Raw genomic sequence first — 24,474 nt, forward strand, 5'->3', positions numbered from 1 at the left:
TATTTTTCAGATATAGCCACCGGGTTTTAACTGTTAATCTCATTAACCTTAAACGCTGACTTAATTATCCGCCCGCCGGGTGGCTATTCCGGGAAATATTATGCAACTCGACTTTCGTCAGGTGAGAGCAGATGAAATCACTCTCTATCTGGCGCTGATGCACGCCGCTTATGCGCCGGTAAAAGCACTCGGCATCCATTTCGATGCCGCCACGGCCGATCGGGATAAGGCGCTGCGCCATCTGCAAAGTCACGGAGTTTATGCGCTGTATGCCGACGGTGTAATGGTCTCCTCAGTGACCCTGCGTTATCCCTGGGGGCTGCTGCCCGGTCCGTTTGGCCTGCCGCACATCGGCTGGTTTGGCGCGCATCCGGATTATGCTGGCCAGCATTTTGGCCGGCAGATTCTCCATCGGCTGGAGCAGGAGATCCTGATTGGTCAGCTGCGCGCACCGGCCGTCTCTCTCGGTACCGCCCTCAGCCATCCGTGGCTGCAACAGCTCTACCTCAAGCGTGGCTTCCAGCCGATGCATACCACTGACCTCGGTAAAGGCCACATCACCCTCTATATGAAGAAAGTGCTGGATGAAGCGGCACACCATGCCTGGCTGAGCCGTCAGGTACCACCACAAGGGAACATCGCATGAGCACCTTAGATCAGGCGGCGCTGGGCGAACGGTTGATCGCGTTGCGCCATGAACTGCATCGTTTTCCGGAACTGTCGAACCAGGAATTTGAAACCACCGCCCGCTTGCGGCAGCAGCTGGAGCAGCATCAGATCCGCATCCTCGATCTACCGCTGAAAACCGGCCTGGTGGCGGAGATAGGATCGTCATCGGGACCGCTGGTGGTGCTGCGATCTGATATTGATGCGTTGCCGATTGAGGAGCAGTCCGGCGTCAGCTTTCGATCGGAACGTGCTGGAGTCATGCACGCCTGCGGCCATGATTTCCACTGCACCGCGGCGCTCGGCGCGGCAATCCTGTTAAAGCAGCAGGAAGCCAGCCTGTCCGGCCGGGTACGCATTTTGTTCCAGCCGGCGGAAGAGACGGGCCAGGGCGCGCCAGCGGTGATCGCTACCGGTGCCCTCGCCGATGCGCGGGTGATTTTTGGACTCCATAACGATCCCTCGCTGCCGGCGGGAGTGATCGGCAGTAAAGCGGGTCCGCTTACCGCCGCAGTAGATCGCTTTGATATCGGCATTACCGGCATCGGCAGTCATGCGGCCAAACCCCATCAGGGTAACGATCCGATTGTTATTGCGGCGCAGATTGTCGCCGCTGCCCAGACGCTGATCAGCCGTAACGCCCCGTCCGCCGATAACGCGGTGGTCTCGATTACGCAGATTCACAGTGGCAGTACCTGGAACGTCATTCCGGAAGGTGCCTGGCTGGAGGGGACGGTGCGATCGTTTTCGCAGCCTACCCGCGAACGTCTTGAGCAGCGCTTCCGTACCCTGGTGGCGGGCATCGGCGCGGCGTTTGATGCGCAAATCAGCTTTAACTGGCAGGCCGGACCGCCGTCCGTGGTGAATGATGCCTACTGGACAGAGGTTGCACTGCAGCAGGCCAGCGCCAGCGGATTTGAAGCCCGGGTGGTGGAAGCCAGCCCGATTGGCGAAGACTTTGCCTTTTACCAGCAACAGCTGCCCGGCGCTTTTATGATGATCGGTACCGGTGAACCCTATGCGCTGCATCATCCGGCATTTCGTATTAATGATGCCGTGCTGCTGCCCACCGCACGCTATCTGGCCGATCTGGCGCGGACAGCACTCACACTGCCGGAGCCGTCCTGATGAGCGGGACCGCCGCGCTGGCTGAGCGCATCGTCCACAGTCAACCGGATGCGCGGGCACGCGACCACGCGCGACAAGGGATAGCCGATTTTCTGGCGGTGAGCTGGCCGGTGTTACAGGGTCAGGTGCCCGATAGCGGCTTACCGGCGCTGCGTACCGTCTACGGTGATGGCGGCATCCGTTCGCAGGCATTGCTGCTCGGCTACGCCGGTCATGCGCTCGATTATGATGATTTCCATGCCGATTTCCGCGGTCACCCCAGCGTGGTGATCCTGCCGGCGCTGTTTGCCTGGCTGTCAGGCCAGCCCGCCGCCAGCGTGGAACAGTTCTGTGATGCCTATGTGGTGGGGGTGGAAACGGCCGGCCGGCTGGGACTGGCGGCCAGCCAGCAGCACTATGCGCTGGGCTATCACAACACCGCGACGCTGGGCACCCTTGCCGCCGCCGCGGCGCTGGCTCGTTTCCTCGGCCTGTCCGCTGCCGCCACCGCCAGCCTGCTGGGGATCGCGGCTACCCAGGCCAGCGGTTTACGCGCTCAGTTTGGCTCGGCGGTAAAACCGCTGCATGCCGGCCTGGCGGCGGAACGTGCGGTGACCTCGGCCCAGCTGACGCTGGCTGGCATGACGGGCCGACCAGAAAATGTGATTGAGTCCTTTCTGGCCGCCAGCAGTGATGGCCAGGCGCAGCCGGAAAAGTTGACGCAGAACTGGGGTCAGCCCTGGCGTATCAGCGCCCCCGGGCTGGAGTTTAAGCCGTTCCCGACCTGCGCCGGTACCAACAGCGCGGCGGAAGCGGCGGGTCTGCTACGCCAGCAGTGGCTGTCCAGCGGCCAGCCGCTTGATGCACTGCTGCGCCAGATCGTGGCTATCGCCGTCGCCTTTCCGCCCGGCGGTGACATTGCCGCCCCGGTCACGGTACCAGCCAACGGTATCGAAGCGCGCTTTAGCCTCGAATATGTGATTGCCGCGATGTTGATTTACGGCGATCTGCGGTTGTCAGATTTTGCCGAAGGCGATGTTAATCCGGAGATTATGCCGCTGGCCGCCCGCGTTCGCCGTATGCCGGATCCTTCTGCGCCGCCGGATGCCCTCAATCCGGCACAGCGCTTTCACCGCGTGACGCTGTCGCTGGCGGATGGCAGCACACGGCATCAGCAGCGCACGCGGCAGGAATTGCTGGCGGAGGGCGTTGATGTCGGGCGTAAACTGCGACTGGCACTGGGTGACAGCTCACCGGAACTGCTGGCGCACAGCGCGCTGCGCTCAACCGCCGATTTGCAGGCAGTGACAGACGCACTGCTGCAAAGTCTGCGGCCATAGCGGCTTAGTGTGGCGGAATAAAAGCCCGCACCGGCGGCCGTTCGCCCCTGAATTTCCGCACCTGCACCACCGTAATCTGTCCGCTGCAGCCCTGGGTCAGGGAGGAGGTGCCGATGTCCAGCGTCAACACGTTCGGATTACCGTGACGGCATAACGGGCGGGCGGCGGCAGGATCGACCGGATCGTACCAGGCACCGGTAGGCAGCTGCAGCACGCCAGCCATGATGCTGTCGGTGACGCGGGCACTGGCAAGCACGTGGCCGCGATCGTTGTACAGCTCAATCAGATCGCTCTCGGCGATAGCCAGCCGGGCCGCATCCTGCGGATTGAGGCTGCACACTTCCCGTCCGTCGCGCTTACCGCTCAGGCTAAAGTCGCCAAAATCGAGCTGGCTATGCAGGCGCGTCGCTGGCTGGTTGGCAATCAACCAGAAGGGATGATCAGCCGTCGGCTTTTGCTGCGGCTCACGCCACACCGGATGACCCGGACAGTTTTGATAGTTAAAGCTGGCGATGGTGGCGGAGAAGATCTCAATTTTTCCGCTTGGTGTCGGCAGCGGTGCGGCATCAGGATCGGCACGAAACGCGTTGATCATCCGGCCACCATCCTTTAACTGCGGCAACGTCAGCACGCCCTGCTGCCAGAACGTGTCGAAATCCGGAATCGATACCTGATGTGCCGCCAGTTTTTGCTGTAGCTGATGGTAATGATGTTGCAGCCAGCCACGCGCATCACGCCCTTCGGTAAACGCCTCTTCCCTGCCGAGCCGCCGCGCCAGTTCACTGAAAATCGTGTAGTCATCGCGCGCTTCAGCATAAGGCGCAGCCACCGGCTGCATCGCGATTAAATGCCGATCGGTTGGCGCACCGCCGATATCTTCCCGCTCCAGCGTCATGGTGGCGGGCAACACAATATCGGCGTGGCGAGCGGTGGCGGTCCAGGCGCTCTCATGCACGATAAAAGTATCGAGCTGACAAAAAGCCTGACGCAGGCGCGCCAGATCCTGATGATGATGAAAAGGATTGCCGCCCGCCCAGTAAGCCAGACGGATATGGGGATAGCGCAGCTGACGACCGTTGTAATCAAATCGGGTGCCCGGATTCAGCAGCATATCGGCAATCCGCGCCACCGGAATAAAGCGGTCGATGCCATTTTTACCCTGCGGTAAGGCCGGAAAGCTGACCAGATTATGGTGTTTGCCATAATGGCCCAGCGCGCCAAGCGCATAGGTGTAGCCGCCGCCGGGCAGGCCGGGTTGGCCGAGTGCCGCCGCCAGCACCAGGCCGAGCCACACCGGTTGTTCGCCATGCTCGGCGCGCTGTAACGCATGCGCCACCGTCACCAGCACCCGTTTGCCGTGCAGCTGACGGGCGAACTGTCTGATAACGTCGTGGCTGACGCCACAGATGCTGGCCGCCCAGTGCGCATCGCGCACTACGCCATCCTCTTCACCGCGCAGATAAGCCACCATCTCTGGCCAGCCGACGCAATAACGGGCCAGAAACGCCTCATCGGTTAACGCCTCTTCGATCAGCACTGCCAGCAGACCGAGCATAAACGCCGCATCGGTGCCGGGTCGCAGTGCCAGCCACTCGCCCCGCGCGTCGTCCGGCAGATCGCTTTTCAGGGGACTGACCGAGATAAAGCGGGTTCCGCGCCGCGCCGCCTGCTGCATAAAATCACGTTCGGTATGCTCACTCAAACCGCCACTGGCGACCTGGGAATTTTTCAGCGCCAGTCCGCCAAAGGCCAGCACGATATCGCTGTGGCTGGCGATCTCTTCCCAGCTCACGCCACGGCGGGCAATTTCGTTCATCTCACCGACGATGTGCGGCAGCAGCACCGAGGCCGCGCCGGAACTGTAACTGTTGACTGACCGGACATAACCGCCGAGCGTGGTGTTAAGAAAGCGGTGCACCTGACTTTGTGCATGATGGAAGCGACCGGCGCTGGACCAGCCATATGAGCCGCCAAAAATTCCCGCCGGCCCCCAGGTCTGCCCGACCCGCGAGAGTTCCTGCGCCACCCGTTGCAGGGCGTCGTCCCAGTCGATGGCGATATAGTCATCGACCCCGCGACGCGAGTCGGGACCCGGCCCATTCTCCAGCCAGCCACGCCGCACCATCGGGCGGGCAACCCGCGCCGGATGATTGAGTGCCTGCTGGAAGTTTTGCAATAAAGGACTGGGATGAGGATCGCCCTCGAACGGATCGATAATCAGGCGATCGCCTTCGCGCCGGGCATGAAAAGCCCCCCAATGCGCGCTGTGCATTACCGGTTTCTGCGTCATCACGTTTCCTGGCTTACGGGCAACAAAAAACGCTGCTTACAGCACCGTTGCAATAAAGTTTCTGACCCGTCCGTTGGCCGGATCGTCGAGCACCTGTTGTGTCGGACCCGCGGCGATAATTTTGCCGCTTTCCATAAACACAATGTTGTCCGCCACTTCGCGAGCAAAGCCAATTTCGTGGGTCACCACCACCATGGTGATCCCGGAGTGCGCCAGCTGCTTTATCACCTGGAGCACTTCGCCGACCAGCTCAGGATCGAGCGCGGACGTCGGCTCATCAAACAGCAGCACGCCGGGGTCCATCGCCAGCGCACGGGCAATCGCCACACGCTGCTGCTGACCGCCGGAAAGATTTTGCGGCCACTCCTGCTCGCGTCCGTCCAGACCCACCTGTTTCAGCAACGCCAGCGCTTTGCTGGTCGCCTGCTGGCGATTCTGTTTTTTCACCCGCATCGGTGCATCAATGATGTTTTGCAAGACGGTGCGGTGCGGGAACAGATTGAACTGCTGGAACACCATGCCGATTTCAGCGCGCTGGCGGGCAATCGCCCGGCTGCTGAGTTCATGCAGCGCCTGGCCCTTTTGCTGATATCCCACCCTCTCTCCGCCAATGCGGATGGTGCCGCCATCGAGCTTTTCGAGGTGGTTGATACAGCGCAGCAGAGTCGATTTACCCGAACCGGACGGACCGAGGATAACGGTCACCGAGCCGGCGGGAATATCGAGGTTAACTTCATCGAGAATGGTCACGCCGGAGAAGCGCTTGGTGACCTTGCGCAGTGCGATCGCTTCAGCCATTGCTGGTGCTCCTTGCGGTTTTCAAGCCAGAAAAGCGCGCCAGTGACGGCCATAAACGGCGCGTTTCACGGCGGGTGACGCCGCGGCCAAAATAACGTTCGACGTAATATTGTCCCACCGACAACACCGAGGTCATCAGCAGATACCACAGCGTCGCGACCAGCAGCAGCGGGATCACTTCATAGGTGCGCTGATAAATAATCTGCGCCGAGAACAGCACGTCCTGCAGTGAGATCACCGATACCACCGCGGTGGTTTTTAACTGGCCGATAATTTCATTACCGGCGGGCGGCAGAATGGCACGCATTGCCTGCGGTAACACGGTATAGCGGAAAATCTGCGCCGGGCGATAACCGAGGGCGCGTGCGGCTTCAACCTGCCCATTACCCACGCTCTGGATGCCGGCGCGCACAATCTCTGCGGCATAAGCAGACTGATGCATCACCAGCGCGATCACCGCGGCGCTGAACGGACTGACCAGCGCATTGGACTGGGCGCTCCAGATCTCGCCATAACCGGGGATCGACAGCGCGATTTTGGGATAAAGGGCCGCGATGTTGTACCAGAGAAACAGCTGCACCAGCATCGGCACGCCGCGGAAAAACCAGGTATAGGCCCAGCTTACCGCGACCAGCACCGGGTTGGCGGAGAGGCGCATCAGCGCCAGCACCGTGCCGAAAGCAAACCCCAGCACCACCGAGATCGCCGTCAGTTGCAGCGTCATTAACACACCCTGCAGAATGGAGGGCGCGGTAAAGTTCGCCGCAATCACGTCCCACTCAAAGCGCGGATTGTTAATCATCGAGTTCGCCATCGCCACCACGCACAACAGCACGACCAGCGCACTCAGCCAGCGTCCATAGTAGCGTTTACCGACAATTCTCAGATCGTCGGTGTGGTCATCAGGCGCACTCATTTGAAAATGTCCTGATTACGTCTGGCTTCGGTCACCGCACCAAAGCCAATTCCCCAGTTATCGAGGATTTTCTGGTAGCTGCCATCTTTGATCAGTGAATTCAGCGCCGCCTGAACTGCCGGTTCCAGCGCAGAGTCTTTCGGGAAAGCCACCGAGACCGGCGCATCATTAACGCTGATCTCACCGCTCATGGTCAGCGGTTTAATCACCTTCACCTGCCACAGCAGCCCTTCATACGGCCCGAGGAACATTGGCACCCGACCGCTGACCACCGCCTGCACGCCGGCCGGACGATCCGGGAAGACAGAAACCTTGATCGGCTGTTTGCCTGCCGCCTCACAGGCTTTGCTGGCCTCCTCCAGCCGGGTCACCTGAGTAGTGCCCGAACCGGCCCCCACCTCTTTGCCACACACGTCGCTGAGTGAGGTGAACGGGGCGATCGCCGCGTCTTTCTTTGAAATGATGCCGAGCCGGCTGGCATTGTAATAGCCGACAAAATCGATCTGTTTCAGGCGGGTTGGCGTGGCGTTGATATTTGACAGCGCCACGTCGTAACGGCCAGTTTTCAGGCCCGGAATGATATTGTCGAAGCCGCCGGTGTCGCGCCACTGTACTGCAATCCCCAGACGTTCACCGACGGCATTCATGATGTCGATTTCACGGCCAGCCAGCGTTTTATTATCGTCTTTATAGAAGGTGGTTGGCGGCGTGTTGGGATTGGTTCCGGCCACAATAAAGCCTCGCTGCGCAATATCGGCCGGTATCAGACTTTTCAACGCCGGATCGGCTTTCACATGCACTGAGCTGTCAGTCGGCACCGATTGTTCGGCAGCGACCGCGCTGTGCGCACTCAGCGCAAGGGCAATAAAGGTCATTCCGGTTATAAATTTCACTGGCATCTTTCTCCTGATATTTAAAAACTTTCCCGGAGGAAAAAAGTATTGAGGTGGCGATGTTTTGTTAACCTCAGAAAGCCAGATAAATCACGCGCTTTAAGGGTGTTATCATCCTCGTGATGGTGTGAACTCATTCTCAGTGAATATATGCAGCGATCACAAATGCTTAAAACAGGAATATTTTGCCGGAATATGGCAATAGTCATTTCGGTGGGCGTGAAGCTGCGAGGTCGTCAGGAAATATTGCGCTGGATGGTGATGGATTAAAAAGTCACGGTCTGGTGACGGAGAAACAGCTCGCCCGGCACGCCCGCAGTTTCAGGGCGTGCCAGTCATCGGGTCGGAACTGGCCGGGCAACAGCCAATCCGGCCAGGGTTAATCATCAGCCCGAACCGCCAGTGAGTGCGACATAATCACGGCGCGGGTCGCACCGGCGCAGGCTTATTTATTCGCGGTTAAATGGCTGAATAGAGCAGCGCGGAAACGGTCAGCAGCCCGCCCATAATGACGATGATAGCCTTCGCGCCACGCAACGGACGCAGTGCTTCACGGGTATAAATCAGATAAGCCGGTATCACGAACAGGAAAATAGCGATTAGCGGCCCGCATACGGTTTCAATCAGGCCGATAACGTTGGGATTAAGGTACACAATCGCATACGACAAGCCGAACAATAGCGCGAAAGCGATCCGTCTGGCCTTACGCTGACCGGCCGCGTCGGTCGCCCTGATTGCGTCGGCGGTCAGGGTGGTTAACGTCTCTGCCACCGGCAGCGAAATGCCGAGAAAAGATTTGGTCATGCCGATTAGCGCGATGAAGGGCGCAATCAACGCCAGCAAACTAAAGCCGCCTTTGCCCTGCATAATTGACATGATATTCAGATTATCCGCTTTGGCTCTGACAAAGGTTTCATGCGGATAGCTCAAAACGCAGCTGAGTACGAAAAAGACAATCGAAACAAAAATCAGGCCGTAGGCCGCCCGCACCACAAACACCGATTGCTTCTCACCACCGTTGCCCGCCTGGCGATACCACGACGCCAGCGGGCTAATCATCGGCGTAGAGCAGAAAGCGAAGGTAATCAGCGGCAGCGTTAACCACAGATTTTTGAGCGTCTCACCGGCAGGCGCATGGCGGGTGGCGCTCAGCTGCCGGAGAAAGTTGGATATGTCCCATGCCGGGATCTGGATAATGGCAATCAGCAGAATGGTTAAGGCGAACGGAATAGCTAACACACTCAGGGTATTTACCACCTTTTCACGCCCTTTGCTCAGCATCAGGAAAAGCAGGCCCAGAACCACAAACACCAGCGCGCCGCGATTCAGCGTGCCGAGATGCAGATGATTGCTGTAATAGTCGTTGATGGTGCTCACCAGCGAGATTCCGTATACCAGCGTAATCGGGAAGTGCGCGGTGCAGAAAAACATCTTGATGGCCTGTTTGCCTTTGGCACCAAAGTAAGCACCAAACAGCGGCAGGGACTTATCCGCCGTCTGGTTGTCCCGCATGAAAACCCGGCAGATCAGCACATGAGGGATCACTGACAGCGGCAATCCCAGCAGTAACATCATGATGAAGACAATCGGGCCGAGCGTGCCGATTTCAACCGGTAAAAATAGCGTACCTGCTCCCACCGTAGCGCCATAAACGCCCATCATCCAGACGGTATCTTTAATCGTCCAGCGCGGACGCGAGGGGGTCAGGGTCTCTACGTTCTGCATGGTCATTACAATTCAATGCCTCCCGGCTAGTCGGTGATGTGTTGCTCTGCGATCCCGCATGCTGTGGCGCAGCTTCAGCGCGCTGGCTGGTTGCGCTTTACGCCGTTTTCCCGGTCTGGCTGTTGCTGACGCGCTGAGGGTAACCCTCTTCCCTGATCCATCCTGAGGCGATGGCATGACAGATTACGCAGTAACAACGGAGGGCTGTGGCAGTAATCAGCGTGATCGATCCATGACGTTAATGGCTCTCATTGCTGGTCCCACGTGTTGCATGAAGGCAGTTGCGCGGTAAACAGGCGGTTGTCATAAAGGCTTATCGCTGTCGCGACGTTCAGCACAGACTACGGTAGCCTGGCTGACGCATCTATGATCTTTGTCAGGGAATATGGGGCAGCAAACCGGTGAGCACAGCCGGTTAATGCGCGCACTTTGGGGGTTTAACCGGCGGGTTATGTCGCCTGACGGGCTGCATTGTGCTGATCCAGCATCGATACATTTTCCGGGCCAGCAGGGCCGCAATCTCCCGGTTAATCGCGTCGCGGAAAGCGTAGCGTAAACCGGGTGATGCCGTGCGCGCTGCTCACCTCACAGCTCCCGTGGTGTAAGCGCATAATGCTGCGCACAATAGACAACCCTAACCCGCTGCTGCCCTGATGCCGTGACGCCTCAGCACGCCAGAAACGATCAAAAACGCGCGCCTGCTGTTCGGCGCTCAGCGTCGGGCCGTGATTTTCCACCACCAGTTCGATAGCCGTCGGCTGGACCTTGCTGCAGACGCTCACCGGCGTGCCCGCATCGCCGTAGCGCAGCGCGTTGGCCATCAGGTTGGCCAGCGCGCGTTGCACTAACTGCGGATCGGCCCGCAGTTCGCCCTGCAGTTGCATCTCCAGCCGCATCGCCTTTTCCTCTGCCATATCGTCAAAATAGCTCTGCAGTTTGCCGCCAAGCTGCGCCAGATCGAGAGGTTGTTCATTTAATGCCTGACTGGCATCTTCGGCTTTGGCAAGAAACAGCATGTTGTCGATCATCTTTGCCAGCCGTTCCAGCTCTTCATAATTGGAGCCGAGCAACGCCTGATAATCGCTCTGACTGCGCGTCTGGCTCAGCGCGACTTCGGTCTGGCCTAACAGCGTGCCGATCGGCGTCCGCAGTTCATGTGCCATATCAGCAGAAACCTGGCTCAACTGTTGATAACCGACGTCGAGGCGGCTCAGCATCTGATTAAAGGCGGCCACCAGCGGCTGTAATTCAGCCTGCGACTGTTGCGGCATCCGGCGGGACAAGTGACGCACATCGATCGCTTCCGCTTCCGCCGTCAGGCTGCGCAGCGGTGACAAACCGCGCCGCACCAGCCAGACGCTGATCGCCGCCACCAGCAACGCCGCCAGCGCAGTCGCCAGCAGGATCTGGTGACGATAATGGCTCAGGGTTTGTGTCCGGTCACGCATCAGGCGGCCGGTGAGGATCTCAATCTGCCCGCTGCCATCCCGGGTCGGCGTCAGTGCCGCCGCCGAGATAAACGGCGTGCCGTTGGCGCTGACCAGATGATGCACCGACGACAGCGTCAGCGGCTGGTCAGCGGCAACCGGCGTAATTGCCGGCAGAGGACGCTGGCCGGGATTCACCACGATCAGCGGTGGCTGACCGGGAAAACGCAGCACCAGCAACGACTCGGTATTGCCAAGCATATTGGCGAACAGTCGCGGTTTCTGCTGAATCAGCGTAATCGCATCTTCATCGCGCAGCAGCGTACGGATTTGATCGATGCGCGTCAGCAGTGCGGCATCGTCCCGCACGCCAATCTGCTGGGCCAGTGAGTGATAAAGCGCAAATCCGCAGAGTGAAAAAATAGCGATCACCGTGACGCTGAGCATCAGCGACAGACGCAGCGCCAGGGAGCGTCGCTTCACGCTTCTGCTTCGCAGCGATAACCCACACCGTGTACCGTGTGGATCAGCGGATAGGCAAACGGGCCATCAATTTTCTGCCGCAGACGTTTAACCGCCACATCGACCACGTTGGTGTCGCTATCAAAATTCATGTCCCAGACGCGGGAAGCGATCACGGTGCGGGTCAGCACTTCGCCAGGATGCAGCAGGAATAGATGCAGCAGGTTGAACTCTTTGTTGGTGAGATCGATACGCTGCCCGCCACGCTCGACGCGCCGTTTAAAAACGTCGAGCTGTAAATCGGCCAGCGTGAGAATATCCGGCAGCTTCTGCTGGCTGCCGCGCCGCAGTTGAGTACGGACGCGCGCCAGCAGTTCGGCAAAGGAAAAAGGTTTGACCAGGTAATCATCCGCGCCCAGCTCCAGCCCTTTGATGCGATCTTCCAGCGTGCCTTTAGCCGTCAGGAAGATGACCGGCGTGTGGATCTGCTTATCCATCGCCGCCATCACCTGCCAGCCATCAAGGCCGGGCATCATCACGTCGAGTAAAATCAGATCGTAATGATGCTCGCGGGCATAGAACAGACCATCAACGCCATTTTCCGCCACGTCGACGATAAAACCGGCTTCGGTCAATCCCTTGCGCATGTAATCACGAGCTTTGGCCTCGTCTTCAATCACCAGAATTTTCATGCGCCTCTTCCTGCTGGTTATTTTCAGGGCTGCGCCTGTTGCGCGGCTTGCTCGATCAATTTTACGACATCATCAGGATGTGACTGATACACCGAATGGCTGGCACCGGCAATTTCTACCGTATGGCTGTGCGCGCGTCTGGCATACATGCGCTCCAGATCGGGACTGATAATTTTGTCAGCTTTCGCCACCATGTACCAGCTGGGGTGGGTTTTCCACGCCGGATCGGCAATGTTAGCGGTGAACACCGCAGCGTTGGTTGGCATCTGCGCATGCGCTTCAAAATCGGCCTGCACAGCAGGCAGGTCGGCAGCGAAATCGCTGTGATAATACTGTGGTGCAATGGTCAGATAGCCATCGGCCGAGCGGGCAAACGGATGTGCGCTGTTGGGATATTTTTTACCGTTGCTGGCCTCGGTTTCACCGTTATCCGGCGCATGGGCGGCAATGTAGACCAGACCCGCCACTTTGCTGTCGTTACCGGCTTCACTGATGATCGCCCCGCCGTAGCTGTGACCGACCAGAATCACCAGGCCATTCTGCTGATCGATAATCCGTCGCGTCGCCGTCACATCCTCTGCAAAGCTGGTCAGCGGCTGTTGCACCAGCGTCACGTGATATCCATCCTGGGTCAGCCGGTCATAGACCGGACGCCAGCCCGCGCCACCAACAAAAGCGCCGTGTACCAGCACAATATTTTTTACCGGCTGCGACTGTGCCTGCGCCTCAGCGCCAGCGATAGCCAGCAACATGCCCACGGCCAGAGTAATGCTGTTCAGTTTCATCTTCGTGCTCCTGTTTGGGAAGGTTCGCCTACAGGATATGAAACCCACTCTGACATCAGGGTGAGCGAGTTATGACAAAACCATGACAGCGGCTGCGGGATGAGGCCCGCTCAGTGATTGAGTTGTGGCAGGGTGCAGGCAACTCCCTTTTGGCAGGACCTGCCCGGAAGAGGCCAGGGAAAGGCTGTCCATCGCTCCGGCCAGATCGGTGACCCTCCCCACAATGTTCAGGATGCTCTGTGCGGTGCCGGGAGATGCTGCGGATAATCCCCTGATTAGCGGATGGCTAAGGATGTGTCAGCAGCCGGAGCAGATCAGTCATCGAGTTCGTACTGTACCGATAACTGACCTTTCTTCTCTTTAACCTTAACGATGCGAACCTTACCGATTTCGGTGGTTTTGTTCACGTGCGTGCCACCACAGGCGTAGGGCGTCAGATCGCCCCAGGTGACGCTACGGCGCCCCTCTTCGGCCGACAGTATCCGCTGAAGATCGCGCGCCACTATCTCTGCTACCTCCGCAGCCAGGTTTTCCACCGTTACCGTAGTGGTCAGCCCAATCGCTTCAAACACAACCCGGCCCTCGCCCGGGCGGTGATTCCCTTTGATACCATGCCAGCCATACTTTTCGGCCGCCACGCCGATGATATGCCCGGCGGAATGATAGCGGGTGTGGATAGCGCGAAGCTCAGGCGCGACGGCGAGATGAACCGGCCCGGCGGCAACCGGCGCATCGGTAAGATGTATCACTTCATCACCTTCCTGCACGGCCTGAAGCACCGCCACACCGTTAAGGGTTCCCTGATCAGAAGGTTGTCCCCCGCCCTGCGGATGGAACAGGGTTGCCGCAAGAATGACGCGGAAACGGCCATCCGGCCCGGGCGTACAGCTGATGACCTGGGAATTCATCTCAAGTGAATCGCTGTGATAGTAGGTTTTCTCAGTCATAAATTATCCACTTTAGTGCCCGGCTCGCGTCGGCGAACTGCGGGCTGAAGCCTGGCGCTACAGGTCTTTTGTCAAAATCTCACGATTGTCCGCCAGGATAGTCAGCATGGCATTAACGTACCTATCCCTGTTTCCCTGGTGCCACATCACACACAGCGGCAGCCCTTCAATTTCCATATCATCGACCGGAGCCAGCGGCAGATACTTTACGCCATCCGCGTTCATGTTGCGGTAAGAGGAAGGAACCAGCGCCACGCCCAGTCCGGCGGCAACAAAGCTCAGGATAGTCTGTTTTTCCTCGGCATATTGCGCAATCACCGGGTACCTGCCGGCCGCTCTGAACAGGTTCATCGTCTGGTCATGGCTGTGAGGACGGGTGCGTCTTTCCGGCACGATGACGGGGTCATTGCAAAAATCCTCTATGCTCACCCGGTCGTAATCCACCAGCCGGTGATGTGCCGGCACCGCCAGCACACAGGTTTCATGGGCAATAAAGCGGGTGGTCAGGGTGACGTCGGTCTGTTCTGGCGGCCGGACAAAGACCAGATCCAGCCAGCCGGAGGTCAGTCGTGGGATCAGACTGTGCGATTTATCTTCGCTGATATGGATATCCGCATCAGGAAAAGCGCTAACGAACAGGTTGAGCAGTTTCGGCAGTAATCCCCTCGCCGCACTGTCAATGGCACCGATCCGCAGCGTTTTTTTCTGCGATATCATATTTTTACGAAACTTAAGCCGTAACGCATCAAAATCTGCAACAACGGATTTAGCGTCAATCAGAAACTCCGCGCCTTCCCGGGTCAGGGAGACGTTTCGGGTCGAACGATTCAGCAGGCGTATACCCAGATCCTCTTCCAGTAACCGGATAAAACGGCTCAGTGATGCAGGCATCATTTCAAGCTTGCGGGCAGCCCTGCCAAAGTGAAGCTCATCACCTACTACCACGAAGCATCTCAGCTGATTTATATCCATTTATTGCCCGCATTCAGATTATGCAAATTATTTATATAAACCCTTGCCGATGATAACGCCAGTTAAAACAGCATACTGAGTTCACAACAAAACGATAACAACCCTACCTGACTGTGGAGCATCCTGTTATGCACAATGACCTCGAAAAAAAGGTGATGCGCAAAGTAACGCTGCGGATTATTCCTTTTATCATGCTGCTGTATTTCATCGCATTTCTCGACCGGGTTAACATTGGCTTTGCCGCCCTGACCATGAATCAGGACCTGGGTTTTTCGCCGATGGTCTTCGGGCTCGGTGCCGGGATTTTTTTTCTCGGCTACTTTCTGTTTGAAGTCCCGTCTAACCTGATTCTGCATAAAGTGGGTGCCCGTATCTGGATCGCCCGCGTCATGATCACCTGGGGACTGGTCTCGGGTTGTATGGCGTTTGTGCAGGGCACCACCAGCTTCTATATCCTGCGCTTTCTGCTCGGCGTGGCCGAGGCCGGTTTCTTTCCTGGCATCATTCTTTATCTCAGCTACTGGTTCCCGGCGGTAAAACGTGCGCAGGTCACCGCCATTTTCATGGCCGCAGCGCCGCTCTCCACCGCGCTTGGCTCTCCTATCTCCGCGGCGTTGCTGGAAATGCATGGGCTGATGGGCTTCGCCGGCTGGCAATGGATGTTCGAGCTGGAGGCAGTCCCGGCCTTACTGTTGGGCATAGTGGTGCTGTTCTGGCTCACTGACCGACCGGCCAAAGCCAAATGGCTGACCGAAGAAGAGCGGACCTGGCTGCAAAATACCATGCAGGCTGAAGAGCAGGCGCGGGCGGTGGGCCAGAGCCACAGCAGCGCATGGCGCGGTCTGGCAGATAAGCGGGTGCTGGCACTGGCGCTGGTCTACTTTGGCACCTCAGCCGGTCTTTATACCCTGGGTATCTGGGCACCGCAGATTATTCACAGCTTCGGTGCCTCATCGTTAGAGATCGGTTTTCTTAATGCCTTCCCGGCGGTGCTTGGCGTTCTCGGCATGATCCTCTGGGCCCGCCACTCCGACCGGACCCGTGAGCGCAGCTGGCACGTTATCGCTGCCTGTCTGCTGGCGGCAGCCGGACTGATTTACGCCGGCAGCGTCACTACCCTTTTCTCAGTAATTATCGCCCTGACGCTGGTTACGGTCGGGATCAGCGCATCCAAGCCGCCGCTCTGGAGCATGCCTACCCTGTTTCTGAGCGGACCGGCGGCGGCGGCGGGCATCGCTGCCATCAACTCGATTGGCAACCTCGGCGGATTTGTCGGCCCGATGATGATTGGCATCATCCGCCAGCAAACCGGCAGCTATACCTGGGGCCTCTATTTCGTGGCCGGACTGCTGATGGTTTCAGCCCTGACGGTACTGATTCTGGCCGGAAAAGCGAAAAAGCCACAGACCACAGAACTTCATCAACCTCACACTCATTAATCGACACGGAGAAACACCATGCGTAACTATTCTATTGCCGCTATTCCTGCTGACGGTATCGGTCCTGAGGTCATCTCAGCCGGCATTGACGTCCTCAGGGCGCTGTCACAGCGCGATCCGCAGCTGAAATTTGATATTCAGACTTTCGACTGGGGTTCTGACTACTACAAACGCTACGGTGTGATGATGCCGGAAGATGGCTTGCAGACGCTGAAAAAATTCGATGCGATCTATTTCGGCGCGGTGGGCGCACCGGATGTGCCTGATCACATCACCCTCTGGGGACTGCGCCTGCCGATTTGCCAGGGATTCGATCAGTACGCCAATGTGCGGCCGACCAAAATTCTGCCCGGCGTCACCTCGCCGCTGCGCAACCGCGGGCCGGGCGATCTCGACTGGGTGATCGTGCGCGAAAACTCCGAAGGCGAATATTCGGGCAACGGTGGCCGCACCCATAAAGGTCTGCCGGAAGAAGTCGGCACCGAAGTGGCAATTTTCACCCGCGTCGGTGTCACGCGCATCATGCGTTATGCCTTTAAACTGGCGCAATCCCGACCGCGTAAGCTGCTGACGGTAGTAACGAAATCCAATGCGCAGCGTCATGGCATGGTGATGTGGGATGAAATTGCCGCTGAGGTGGCGCAGGAGTTTCCGGATGTGCAGTGGGACAAAATGCTGGTTGATGCCATGACACACCGCATGACGCTGCATCCACAGAGTCTGGATACCATCGTCGCTACCAACCTGCACGCCGATATTTTATCTGACCTGGCGGGCGCGCTGGCGGGCAGCCTGGGGGTAGCGCCTACCGCAAATATCGATCCTGAGCGGCGCTTTCCTTCCATGTTCGAGCCGATTCACGGCTCGGCCTTTGATATCACCGGTAAAGGCATCGCTAACCCGATCGCTACCTTCTGGACGGCGGTGCAGATGCTGGAGCATCTGGGCGAGCATCAGGCCGCCGCGCTGATCATGGAAGGCATCGAACACGTCTGCACCCACGGCATCCTGACGCCCGATGTGGGCGGCACGGCAACAACGGCCGATGTCACGCGTGCCGTGGTGCAGTTCATCGAATCCCATTCAACCGTTGCCGAGAGTGCCTGACAATGAGAAACGATCGGGCCGCAGCGATCCTGGAGAAAATCTTTAAGCAGGCGGTTGACAGTGCCCGTCCCGGGCCTGTCGTACCGGCTGCGCTGCCGCAGAAGCCCGCCGGCCGCTGCGTAGTGGTCGGGGCGGGCAAGGCGTCGGCCGCGATGGCAGCGGCGGTGGATGCCGCCTGGCCAGACGTGGATGTCAGTGGCGTGGTGGTAACGCGCTACGGTCACGCCGTGCCTGCCGGGCGTATCCGCATTCTGGAGGCTTCACATCCGGTTTCAGATGCGATGAGTGAAACGGCGGCGATGCTGATTCTGGAAACGCTGCGCGGCCTGACTTCCGACGATCTGGTGCTGGCGCTGATATCCGGCGGTGGCTCTGCCGTGATGGCCTTACCCGCGCCGGGTATCACGCTGGCCGATAAACAGACGGTTAGCTGCGGAGATGGATTAAGAAAGCAGATAACTGAACTCAAAGCGGAGCGTAACGCGCTGGCGGCTGAGAATGCACGATGCAAATTCGAAATATCACGGTGCCATCAGGCTGTGGATGAAATGTTTAAACAGCGTGAAAAATGGGTTGATGCAGAATGGTTGTCTGCTGTCTGGGCCACTTCGAAACGCCTTAAAGAAAATACCTGAGATTAAGGATAGCTTTCCTCTGATAACGGAAAAATGTCCAAGATTTAGCCCCGTAATTCAGCACTGGGATGAATTGACTGGATTGCTGCGGAAGGAGTTAAAGAGACCAGATAAGCGCGCCCCTGAAACCTATGCTCGGATGAAAGAGCTTTTGCGTGAATGACCACCACCTGCGACGACATCACCCCGGCAGACATCATCACTGATATCTGCCTTTTTATTGCCCTAATCATCGCATTTATCCGCGGTAAGCCGCCAAAGGAGTAGATATGGAAACCTATGCCCTGTCTATGGAAGAGGCGTGCGCGTTCCTCGGCATTTCCCGGCCTACGTGTCAGCAATGGATACGGACCGGACGGCTGATGGCGACGCGCAAAGACCCGTCCAAACCAAAGTCACCCTACCTCCTCACCCGGCAGGCCTGTATTGCCGCTCTCAACAATCCAATGCACACTGTCGCCGTGAGCGCGGCAGATGCACATGAGGAGAATAAATCATGTCGATCTTCCGCAGAGGTACCGTCTGGTACGGGAGTTACACGACGCCAGGCGGGAAGCGCATTAAGGAATCTCTTGGCACAGAGGACCGAAAGCAAGCACAGGAGTTGCACGACCGGCGAAAGGCTGAGTTATGGCGAATAGAGCGGCTGGGTGATTTTCCTGACGTAACGTTCGAGGAAGCATGCCTTCGCTGGCTGGAAGAAAAGGCGCACAAGAAATCACTCGATGCAGATAAGGGCCGGATCGGATTCTGGCTCATGCACTTTGAAGGTGTATTGCTGAAGGATATCAGCGAGGCGAAGATTTATGCCGCAGTCAGCAGGATGACTAACCGCAAAGCAAAAGAGAGATGGGAGCAGCGCGCCGTATCAATGGCGAAGAAGGGGCTGGATATCGGGGAGTACAAACCGGCTGCCGTTTCCACCTCAACCAAAGCTAAGCACCTGGCATTAATGAAAGCGATGATGCGTGCAGCGGAACGGGAATGGAAATGGATCGAGAAGTCGCCTGTTATCAAAGTGCCTCAGGAAAGAAATAAGCGGGTGCGGTGGCTCGAACCCGCTGAAGCAAAGCGACTGATTGATGAATGTCCGGAACCCCTGAAGTCTACCGTAGAGTTTGCGCTGGCGACAGGATTGCGCCGTTCAAACATCGTTGATCTCAAGTGGCAGCAGATTGACCTGCAGCGAAAGGTGGCGTGGATTTACCCGGAAGAAAGTAAGTCAGGCAGAGCTATTGGCGTAGCGCTGAATGAAATGGCTGAATCAGTCCTGAGACGACAGATTGGCCGGCACAACAACTGGGTATTTGTTCACACCGAATCGGTGAAGAGAAATGACGGGACCACAACTGCCAGCGTCAGGAAGATGCGGGTCGATTCAAACACTGCGTGGCGCGCAGCACTGAAGCGAACCGGTATTGAAGACTTCCGGTTTCACGACTTGAGGCATACATGGGCGAGCTGGTTAATTCAGGCTGGCGTGCCGTTATCTGCGCTGCAGGAAATGGGCGGCTGGGAAAGCATTGAAATGGTACAGCGATATGCGCACCTTGCACCTAATCACTTAACGGAGCATGCACGGCAAATTGATGCCATTTTTGGCAGTCGTGTCCCAAATCTGTCCCATGTGGAAAATCTGGTAGTCGGAGGGAAGGGGTAAGTCGTTGTTTTTATTTGGCACGCCCTACAGGATTCGAACCTGTGACCTACGGCTTAGAAGGCCGGTGCTCTATCCAGCTGAGCTAAGGGCGCATGGAGATGGCGTGGATTATACGTCGGGAAGCGGGTACGTCAACGTTTTTGCCGTTCCTCCGCAGCGAAGTGCTGCGGTAATGACCAATTGGCGTCAGTGACGCCTGCGCCATTCGCTGAGCGACACGAGTTTACTGTTGTCGGTAAATTCTCCTTCCAGCTCAATCCCTTGTGGTGTGAAACGCGCATTGTATTGCTCACGAAGTGCATGTAGCGCCGGGATGTCCGGCTCCAGCTGGCGCAGAAAGCCCAGCGCGAGCAGCAGCTGCTGGCGGCTAATAAGCGGTGGAAAACCGGCACGACTGAGAATCGCATGCCAGCGCTGGCTGTTCTCCTCGCTGCCGTCAACAATCAACACCTGCCAGATCAGCAGTACCGCTGCGCCATTATGCAGATGCGTTTCATTATCGTTGCTGAGATAGTCGGTAAACTCTTTCGCCGCCTCTTTCCCCATCATAGAGATCATTGATTCCACCTGTACCGGTGGCAGCTGCAGCCGTTTGCTGAGCCGCTGAGCGGCGTGACGTGAGCCAGCGGTGAGCAGCTGAAATCCAGCGACAAACACCACCGCCAGAGTAGCAAGCATTATCCAAATCATTACATCGTCCCCTGATTGTCCTGCAGATATCATACGCATGCAGGCCGGCACTCGTCGCGACGAAAAAGCCGGAAAGCGCGTACGCGTCTGAAACTGTAACTGACAGCGCGCCACGCTTCTGACAAAATAGCCCCCTTCCCCCGATTCAACACAACACAGTGGATTTCCTCTCTGATGGCAGCAAAAATTATTGACGGTAAAACGATTGCGCAGCAGGTGCGTCTTGAGGTTGCGGAAAAAGTAAAGCAGCGTCTGGCAGCCGGCAAACGTGCGCCAGGTCTGGCCGTGGTTCTGGTAGGTGAAAACCCGGCATCGCAGATTTATGTGGCCAGCAAACGCCGCGCCTGTGAAGAGGTCGGTTTTCTCTCCCGCTCCTACGATCTGCCCGCGACCACTCGCGAAGCTGAGCTGCTGGAGCTGATCGACCAGCTCAATCAGGACAACGACATTGATGGCATTCTGGTGCAGTTACCGCTGCCAGCCGGCATCGACAACGTCAAAGTGCTGGAGCGCATCACGCCGGATAAAGATGTCGATGGCTTCCACCCGTATAATGTCGGTCGCCTGTGCCAGCGTGCGCCAAAACTGCGCCCCTGCACCCCGCGCGGCATCGTGACGCTGCTGGAGCGCTACAATATCGATACCTATGGCCTGAATGCGGTGGTGGTTGGCGCGTCCAATATCGTCGGTCGTCCAATGAGTATGGAACTGCTGCTGGCGGGCTGCACCACCACCGTCACCCACCGTTTCACCAAAGATCTGCGCCATCACGTTGAGCATGCCGATCTGCTGGTGGTGGCGGTCGGTAAACCGGGCTTTATTCCGGGCGACTGGATTAAACCCGGTGCTATCGTGATTGATGTGGGCATTAACCGGCTGGAAAGCGGCAAAGTGGTTGGCGACGTCGACTTTGATTCCGCATCACAGCGCGCGGCCTATATCACGCCGGTACCAGGCGGTGTCGGACCGATGACGGTCGCAACCCTGATTCAAAACACGCTGCAGGCGTGTGAAGAGTTTCACGATGGAGAGGTAGAATAAATGGCAACTTTTTCGCTGGGAAAATTCCCGCACGTCGATCTGTGCGATCTGCTGAAACTGGAAGGCTGGGTTCAGAGTGGCGCACAGGCTAAAGTCGTGATTGCCGAGGGTGAAGTGAAGGTCGATGGCGCGGTGGAAACGCGTAAACGCTGCAAAATCGTTGCCGGTCAGACCGTGGAGTTTTCAGGCTTCCGCATTACTGTGGTCGCGTAAACCTCCGGCGTCCCTGCGGGGACGCTGTTACTCCGTTACCTCCCCCACCACCCGCGTCTCTCCTTCCCGCTGTTCAAGCGCAATATGATTCACCGCCGTATGCTGCGCGATCAGTGCTGCAAGCCGGGGTGAATGGCTGGTGATCCAGAGCTGGCTGAACTGGCTGGCTTCTGCGATTAAGCGTGCCAGCGCCGGCAGCAGATCTTCATGCAGGCTGTTCTCCGGTTCATTCAGCGCCATAAAAGCCGGTGGACGTGGACTGAGCAGCGCCACCACCAGACAGAGAAACCGCAGCGTACCATCAGAAAACTCAGCGCTTTCCAGCGGGCGCAGAATGCCACGTCGCGACATCAGCATTTGAAAGCGGCCATTCTGCACCTCTACCTCAAACTGACTGTCGGGAAAAGCCTGCGCCATCACCTCATACAGTAGTTCCGTCTGGCCGCGTTCAACGATCGTCGCCCACGCCGCCGCCAGATTACTGCCGTCATGTGCCAGCACCGGGGCGCGGACCCCAATCTGCGGTGCACGAATCGGCGAGCCCGGCCAGACGGCGAACTCATGGTAGAAGCGCCACTGGCGCAGCCGTTCACGCAACTGGGAAAGTTCAGGATAACGATGGGGTTCGCCGAGCTGACCAAACAGCGACTCTTCCGGATGCAGCACCGCCGGATAGGCGACACGTTCGCCCTCAACGTTGTGCAGAAAGGCGGTCTGATTTTCACGCTGCAGGATGCATGAAGAAGGACGGCGCTGTTGTCCGCTCAGCCACAGCCGCTCCTGCTTGACCAGCGGATCGAGATTAAACAGGCTGGTGACCAGCGGTTCGGGAAAACCGATCTCCAGTTGATAATCGATATCCTCCATCACCACCGCCAGCATCAGTCGCTTCGGATCATGACGGCGATCGCCACGCCGTAAGCCACCCGCCCACATCGCTTTCTGGATGCCGCCTTCTTCGGCCAGCGCCAGCGCCAGACGACCGCTGGCTGCCTCATGCAGCAGCCGGACCGCTTTATACAGGTTGGATTTGCCGCAGCCGTTAGGGCCGCTTACCACGTTGAGCTGCTGCAGCGGCAACGTCAGATCACGAATTGATCGAAAGCCACGTATCTGAATCTGTTCAATCGCCATAATAAAAAAGGGCGATTGCTCGCCCTCTCCGGTTTATTTGCGGCGCCAGCTGGACCCCTGCGGCCCATCTTCAACGATCACGCCGAGCGCATTCAGCTTGTCGCGGGCGATATCCGCCTGCGCCCAGTCTTTGGCGGCACGCGCATCAGCACGTGCTTTCACCCAGTGTTCAATCTCAGCGACTTCTTCATCATTCACCTGAGCGCCGCTTTGCAGGAACTGCTCCGGGTCCTGTTGCAGGATGCCCAGCACGTTGGCGATCTCACGCAGCTTCGATGCCAGGCCGTTCGCTGAATCACGGTCTTCGCTTTTCAGTCGATTGACTTCGCGCGCCATATCGAACAGCACCGAATAGGCTTCCGGGGTATTGAAATCATCATCCATTGCGGTGCGGAAACGGGCTTCAAACGCTTCGCCGCCGCGGGCTGGCACGCTGCTGTCAGTGTGACGCAGCGCGGTATACAGACGCTCCAGCGCCGCACGCGCCTGATTCAGGTTATCTTCGCCGTAGTTCAGCTGGCTGCGATAGTGACCGGACATCAGGAAGTAACGCACCGTTTCAGCATCATAATGTTGCAGCACGTCACGCACCGTGAAGAAGTTGCCAAGCGATTTCGACATCTTCTCGCGGTCGACCATCACCATGCCGGAGTGCATCCAGTAGTTAACGTACGGACCGTCATGCGCACAGGTCGACTGGGCGATCTCGTTTTCATGGTGCGGGAACATCAGGTCTGAGCCGCCACCGTGAATATCAAAATGGGTGCCCAACTGCCGGCAGTTCATCGCCGAACACTCGATGTGCCAGCCGGGACGACCATTGCCCCACGGTGATGACCAGGCGGGCTCGTCCGCTTTGGACATCTTCCACAGCACGAAATCCATCGGATTACGCTTCACGTCAGCCACTTCAACCCGCGCGCCCGCCTGCAGCTGCTCCAGATCCTGACGTGACAGCGCGCCGTAATCGGCATCGCTAAGCACATCAAACATCACGTCGCCATTGTCCGCCACATAAGCGTGACCGCGGGCGATCAGGGTTTCCACCAGCTCGATGATCTGGGCGATGTGGCGCGTGGCGCGCGGCTCCTGATCGGGCGGCAGAATGCCCAGAGCAGCGAAATCGTTGTGCATCTCACCAATCATCCGGTTGGTCAGGGTTTCGATGCTCTCGCCGTTTTCATTGGCACGCTTGATAATTTTATCGTCGATGTCGGTGATGTTACGCACGTAGTCCAGCTGGTAGCCGAGGTAACGCAGGTAGCGTGCCACCACGTCAAACGCCACGAACGTCCGCCCATGACCAATGTGACAGAGGTCATACACCGTGATGCCGCAAACATACATCCCGATTTTACCGGCATGAATGGGTTTGAATTCCTCTTTCTGTCGACTCAGGGTGTTATAAATCTTAAGCATTGAACGGTTCCGTATTGGCGTGTGGTTGACACTTTTAAGTATCCAGACATTGTGCCGTATTTTTATCGCTCGCGCGACGCAAAGCAAGCCAACTGCGCCGCGCTGCTGACGCGTCA

At 57.8% G+C, this 24,474-nt stretch carries 21 protein-coding genes, 1 tRNA gene and 2 pseudogenes; 10 read left to right on the forward strand and 14 right to left on the reverse strand.

The window, feature by feature from the left end; all coding sequences use genetic code 11:
* Positions 1–100 precede the first annotated feature (100 nt).
* Genes ACLIBF_RS15840 through ACLIBF_RS15850 form a run of 3 tightly spaced genes read left to right on the forward strand, consistent with a single transcriptional unit; the run spans position 101 to position 3,113 of the window.
* Complete coding sequence (locus ACLIBF_RS15840) at positions 101–646, forward strand: GNAT family N-acetyltransferase (RefSeq protein ID WP_279809475.1); 546 nt, start codon at positions 101–103, stop codon at positions 644–646.
* Positions 643–1,794, forward strand: coding sequence for an amidohydrolase (locus ACLIBF_RS15845; protein ID WP_279809476.1), 1,152 nt, complete (start codon positions 643–645; stop codon positions 1,792–1,794). Before ACLIBF_RS15840 ends, ACLIBF_RS15845 begins: the two co-directional genes overlap by 4 nt.
* Positions 1,794–3,113 carry an MmgE/PrpD family protein gene (locus ACLIBF_RS15850; protein ID WP_448310087.1) on the forward strand — a complete coding sequence of 440 codons (1,320 nt, stop codon included), beginning with the start codon at positions 1,794–1,796 and terminating at the stop codon, positions 3,111–3,113. Before ACLIBF_RS15845 ends, ACLIBF_RS15850 begins: the two co-directional genes overlap by 1 nt.
* Before the next feature lie 4 nt (positions 3,114–3,117).
* On the opposite strand, the gene ACLIBF_RS15855 is transcribed toward ACLIBF_RS15850, so the two are convergent.
* The 10 genes from ACLIBF_RS15855 to ACLIBF_RS15900 all read right to left on the reverse strand — a co-directional run bounded on the left by ACLIBF_RS15855 (position 3,118) and on the right by ACLIBF_RS15900 (position 15,020).
* A complete protein-coding gene (locus ACLIBF_RS15855) occupies positions 3,118–5,403 on the reverse strand; it encodes a molybdopterin-dependent oxidoreductase (protein ID WP_046288472.1) in 2,286 nt (761 codons plus the stop codon).
* Positions 5,404–5,439: 36 nt separating this feature from the next.
* On the reverse strand, positions 5,440–6,201 hold the full coding sequence (locus ACLIBF_RS15860) for an amino acid ABC transporter ATP-binding protein (RefSeq protein WP_031376963.1): 762 nt from the start codon (positions 6,199–6,201) through the stop codon (positions 5,440–5,442).
* Positions 6,194–7,117: an amino acid ABC transporter permease gene (locus ACLIBF_RS15865; protein ID WP_031376964.1), complete on the reverse strand. Its 924-nt coding sequence runs from the start codon at positions 7,115–7,117 to the stop codon at positions 6,194–6,196. Before ACLIBF_RS15865 ends, ACLIBF_RS15860 begins: the two co-directional genes overlap by 8 nt.
* On the reverse strand, positions 7,114–8,010 hold the full coding sequence (locus ACLIBF_RS15870; RefSeq protein ID WP_046288551.1) for an ABC transporter substrate-binding protein: 897 nt from the start codon (positions 8,008–8,010) through the stop codon (positions 7,114–7,116). Before ACLIBF_RS15870 ends, ACLIBF_RS15865 begins: the two co-directional genes overlap by 4 nt.
* Before the next feature lie 459 nt (positions 8,011–8,469).
* Complete coding sequence (locus tag ACLIBF_RS15875; RefSeq protein WP_031376966.1) at positions 8,470–9,672, reverse strand: amino acid permease; 1,203 nt, start codon at positions 9,670–9,672, stop codon at positions 8,470–8,472.
* Between the two features lie 590 nt (positions 9,673–10,262).
* On the reverse strand, positions 10,263–11,645 hold the full coding sequence (locus ACLIBF_RS15880; protein ID WP_031376967.1) for a heavy metal sensor histidine kinase: 1,383 nt from the start codon (positions 11,643–11,645) through the stop codon (positions 10,263–10,265).
* Entirely contained in the window at positions 11,642–12,316 is a 675-nt protein-coding gene (locus tag ACLIBF_RS15885; RefSeq protein ID WP_069727984.1) for a heavy metal response regulator transcription factor, read from the reverse strand. Before ACLIBF_RS15885 ends, ACLIBF_RS15880 begins: the two co-directional genes overlap by 4 nt.
* A 23-nt stretch (positions 12,317–12,339) precedes the next feature.
* Positions 12,340–13,101, reverse strand: a complete 762-nt coding sequence (locus ACLIBF_RS15890) for an alpha/beta fold hydrolase (RefSeq protein ID WP_279809479.1) — start codon at positions 13,099–13,101, stop codon at positions 12,340–12,342.
* Between the two features lie 314 nt (positions 13,102–13,415).
* Positions 13,416–14,048 carry an alanyl-tRNA editing protein gene (locus ACLIBF_RS15895; protein ID WP_279809480.1) on the reverse strand — a complete coding sequence of 211 codons (633 nt, stop codon included), beginning with the start codon at positions 14,046–14,048 and terminating at the stop codon, positions 13,416–13,418.
* Positions 14,049–14,105: 57 nt separating this feature from the next.
* The gene (locus ACLIBF_RS15900) at positions 14,106–15,020 is read right to left on the reverse strand and encodes a LysR family transcriptional regulator (protein WP_279809481.1); all 915 of its coding nucleotides are present in this window, start codon (positions 15,018–15,020) and stop codon (positions 14,106–14,108) included.
* Between the two features lie 128 nt (positions 15,021–15,148).
* On the opposite strand from ACLIBF_RS15900, the gene ACLIBF_RS15905 reads away from it, so the two are divergent.
* The 5 genes and pseudogenes from ACLIBF_RS15905 (at position 15,149) to ACLIBF_RS15925 (ending at position 19,861) form a co-directional block, all read left to right on the forward strand.
* Positions 15,149–16,459, forward strand: a complete 1,311-nt coding sequence (locus ACLIBF_RS15905; RefSeq protein ID WP_448310092.1) for an MFS transporter — start codon at positions 15,149–15,151, stop codon at positions 16,457–16,459.
* A gap of 18 nt (positions 16,460–16,477) precedes the next feature.
* Positions 16,478–17,566 (forward strand): tartrate dehydrogenase, encoded by a 1,089-nt coding sequence (locus ACLIBF_RS15910; RefSeq protein WP_069727981.1) that lies wholly within the window; start codon positions 16,478–16,480, stop codon positions 17,564–17,566.
* A 2-nt stretch (positions 17,567–17,568) separates the two neighbouring features.
* Positions 17,569–17,997: pseudogene (locus tag ACLIBF_RS15915) on the forward strand (DUF4147 domain-containing protein); the annotation flags it as partial.
* A 494-nt stretch (positions 17,998–18,491) separates the two neighbouring features.
* A pseudogene (locus ACLIBF_RS15920) lies at positions 18,492–18,563 on the forward strand (helix-turn-helix domain-containing protein); the annotation flags it as partial.
* 134 nt (positions 18,564–18,697) lie between these two features.
* Positions 18,698–19,861 (forward strand): tyrosine-type recombinase/integrase, encoded by a 1,164-nt coding sequence (locus ACLIBF_RS15925; RefSeq protein WP_448310094.1) that lies wholly within the window; start codon positions 18,698–18,700, stop codon positions 19,859–19,861.
* 15 nt (positions 19,862–19,876) lie between these two features.
* Here ACLIBF_RS15925 and ACLIBF_RS15930 read toward each other — a convergent pair.
* Positions 19,877–19,953, reverse strand: a tRNA-Arg gene (locus ACLIBF_RS15930).
* Between the two features lie 94 nt (positions 19,954–20,047).
* Positions 20,048–20,551, reverse strand: coding sequence for a DUF1198 family protein (locus ACLIBF_RS15935; protein ID WP_031376077.1), 504 nt, complete (start codon positions 20,549–20,551; stop codon positions 20,048–20,050).
* Positions 20,552–20,725: 174 nt separating this feature from the next.
* Here ACLIBF_RS15935 and folD point away from each other — a divergent pair, with 174 nt between their 5' ends.
* Both folD and ybcJ read left to right on the forward strand, forming a co-directional pair.
* The gene (gene folD / locus ACLIBF_RS15940) at positions 20,726–21,592 is read left to right on the forward strand and encodes a bifunctional methylenetetrahydrofolate dehydrogenase/methenyltetrahydrofolate cyclohydrolase FolD (protein WP_031376076.1); all 867 of its coding nucleotides are present in this window, start codon (positions 20,726–20,728) and stop codon (positions 21,590–21,592) included.
* A complete protein-coding gene (gene ybcJ, locus ACLIBF_RS15945) occupies positions 21,593–21,805 on the forward strand; it encodes a ribosome-associated protein YbcJ (RefSeq protein WP_031376075.1) in 213 nt (70 codons plus the stop codon).
* Positions 21,806–21,832: 27 nt separating this feature from the next.
* Here ybcJ and ACLIBF_RS15950 read toward each other — a convergent pair whose 3' ends face one another.
* Positions 21,833–22,939: an AAA family ATPase gene (locus tag ACLIBF_RS15950; protein ID WP_069727970.1), complete on the reverse strand. Its 1,107-nt coding sequence runs from the start codon at positions 22,937–22,939 to the stop codon at positions 21,833–21,835.
* Positions 22,940–22,972: 33 nt separating this feature from the next.
* Complete coding sequence (cysS, locus tag ACLIBF_RS15955; RefSeq protein WP_279809546.1) at positions 22,973–24,358, reverse strand: cysteine--tRNA ligase; 1,386 nt, start codon at positions 24,356–24,358, stop codon at positions 22,973–22,975.
* Positions 24,359–24,474: the final 116 nt, after the last annotated feature.

Source organism: Pantoea sp. PGP6 (assembly GCF_053474785.1).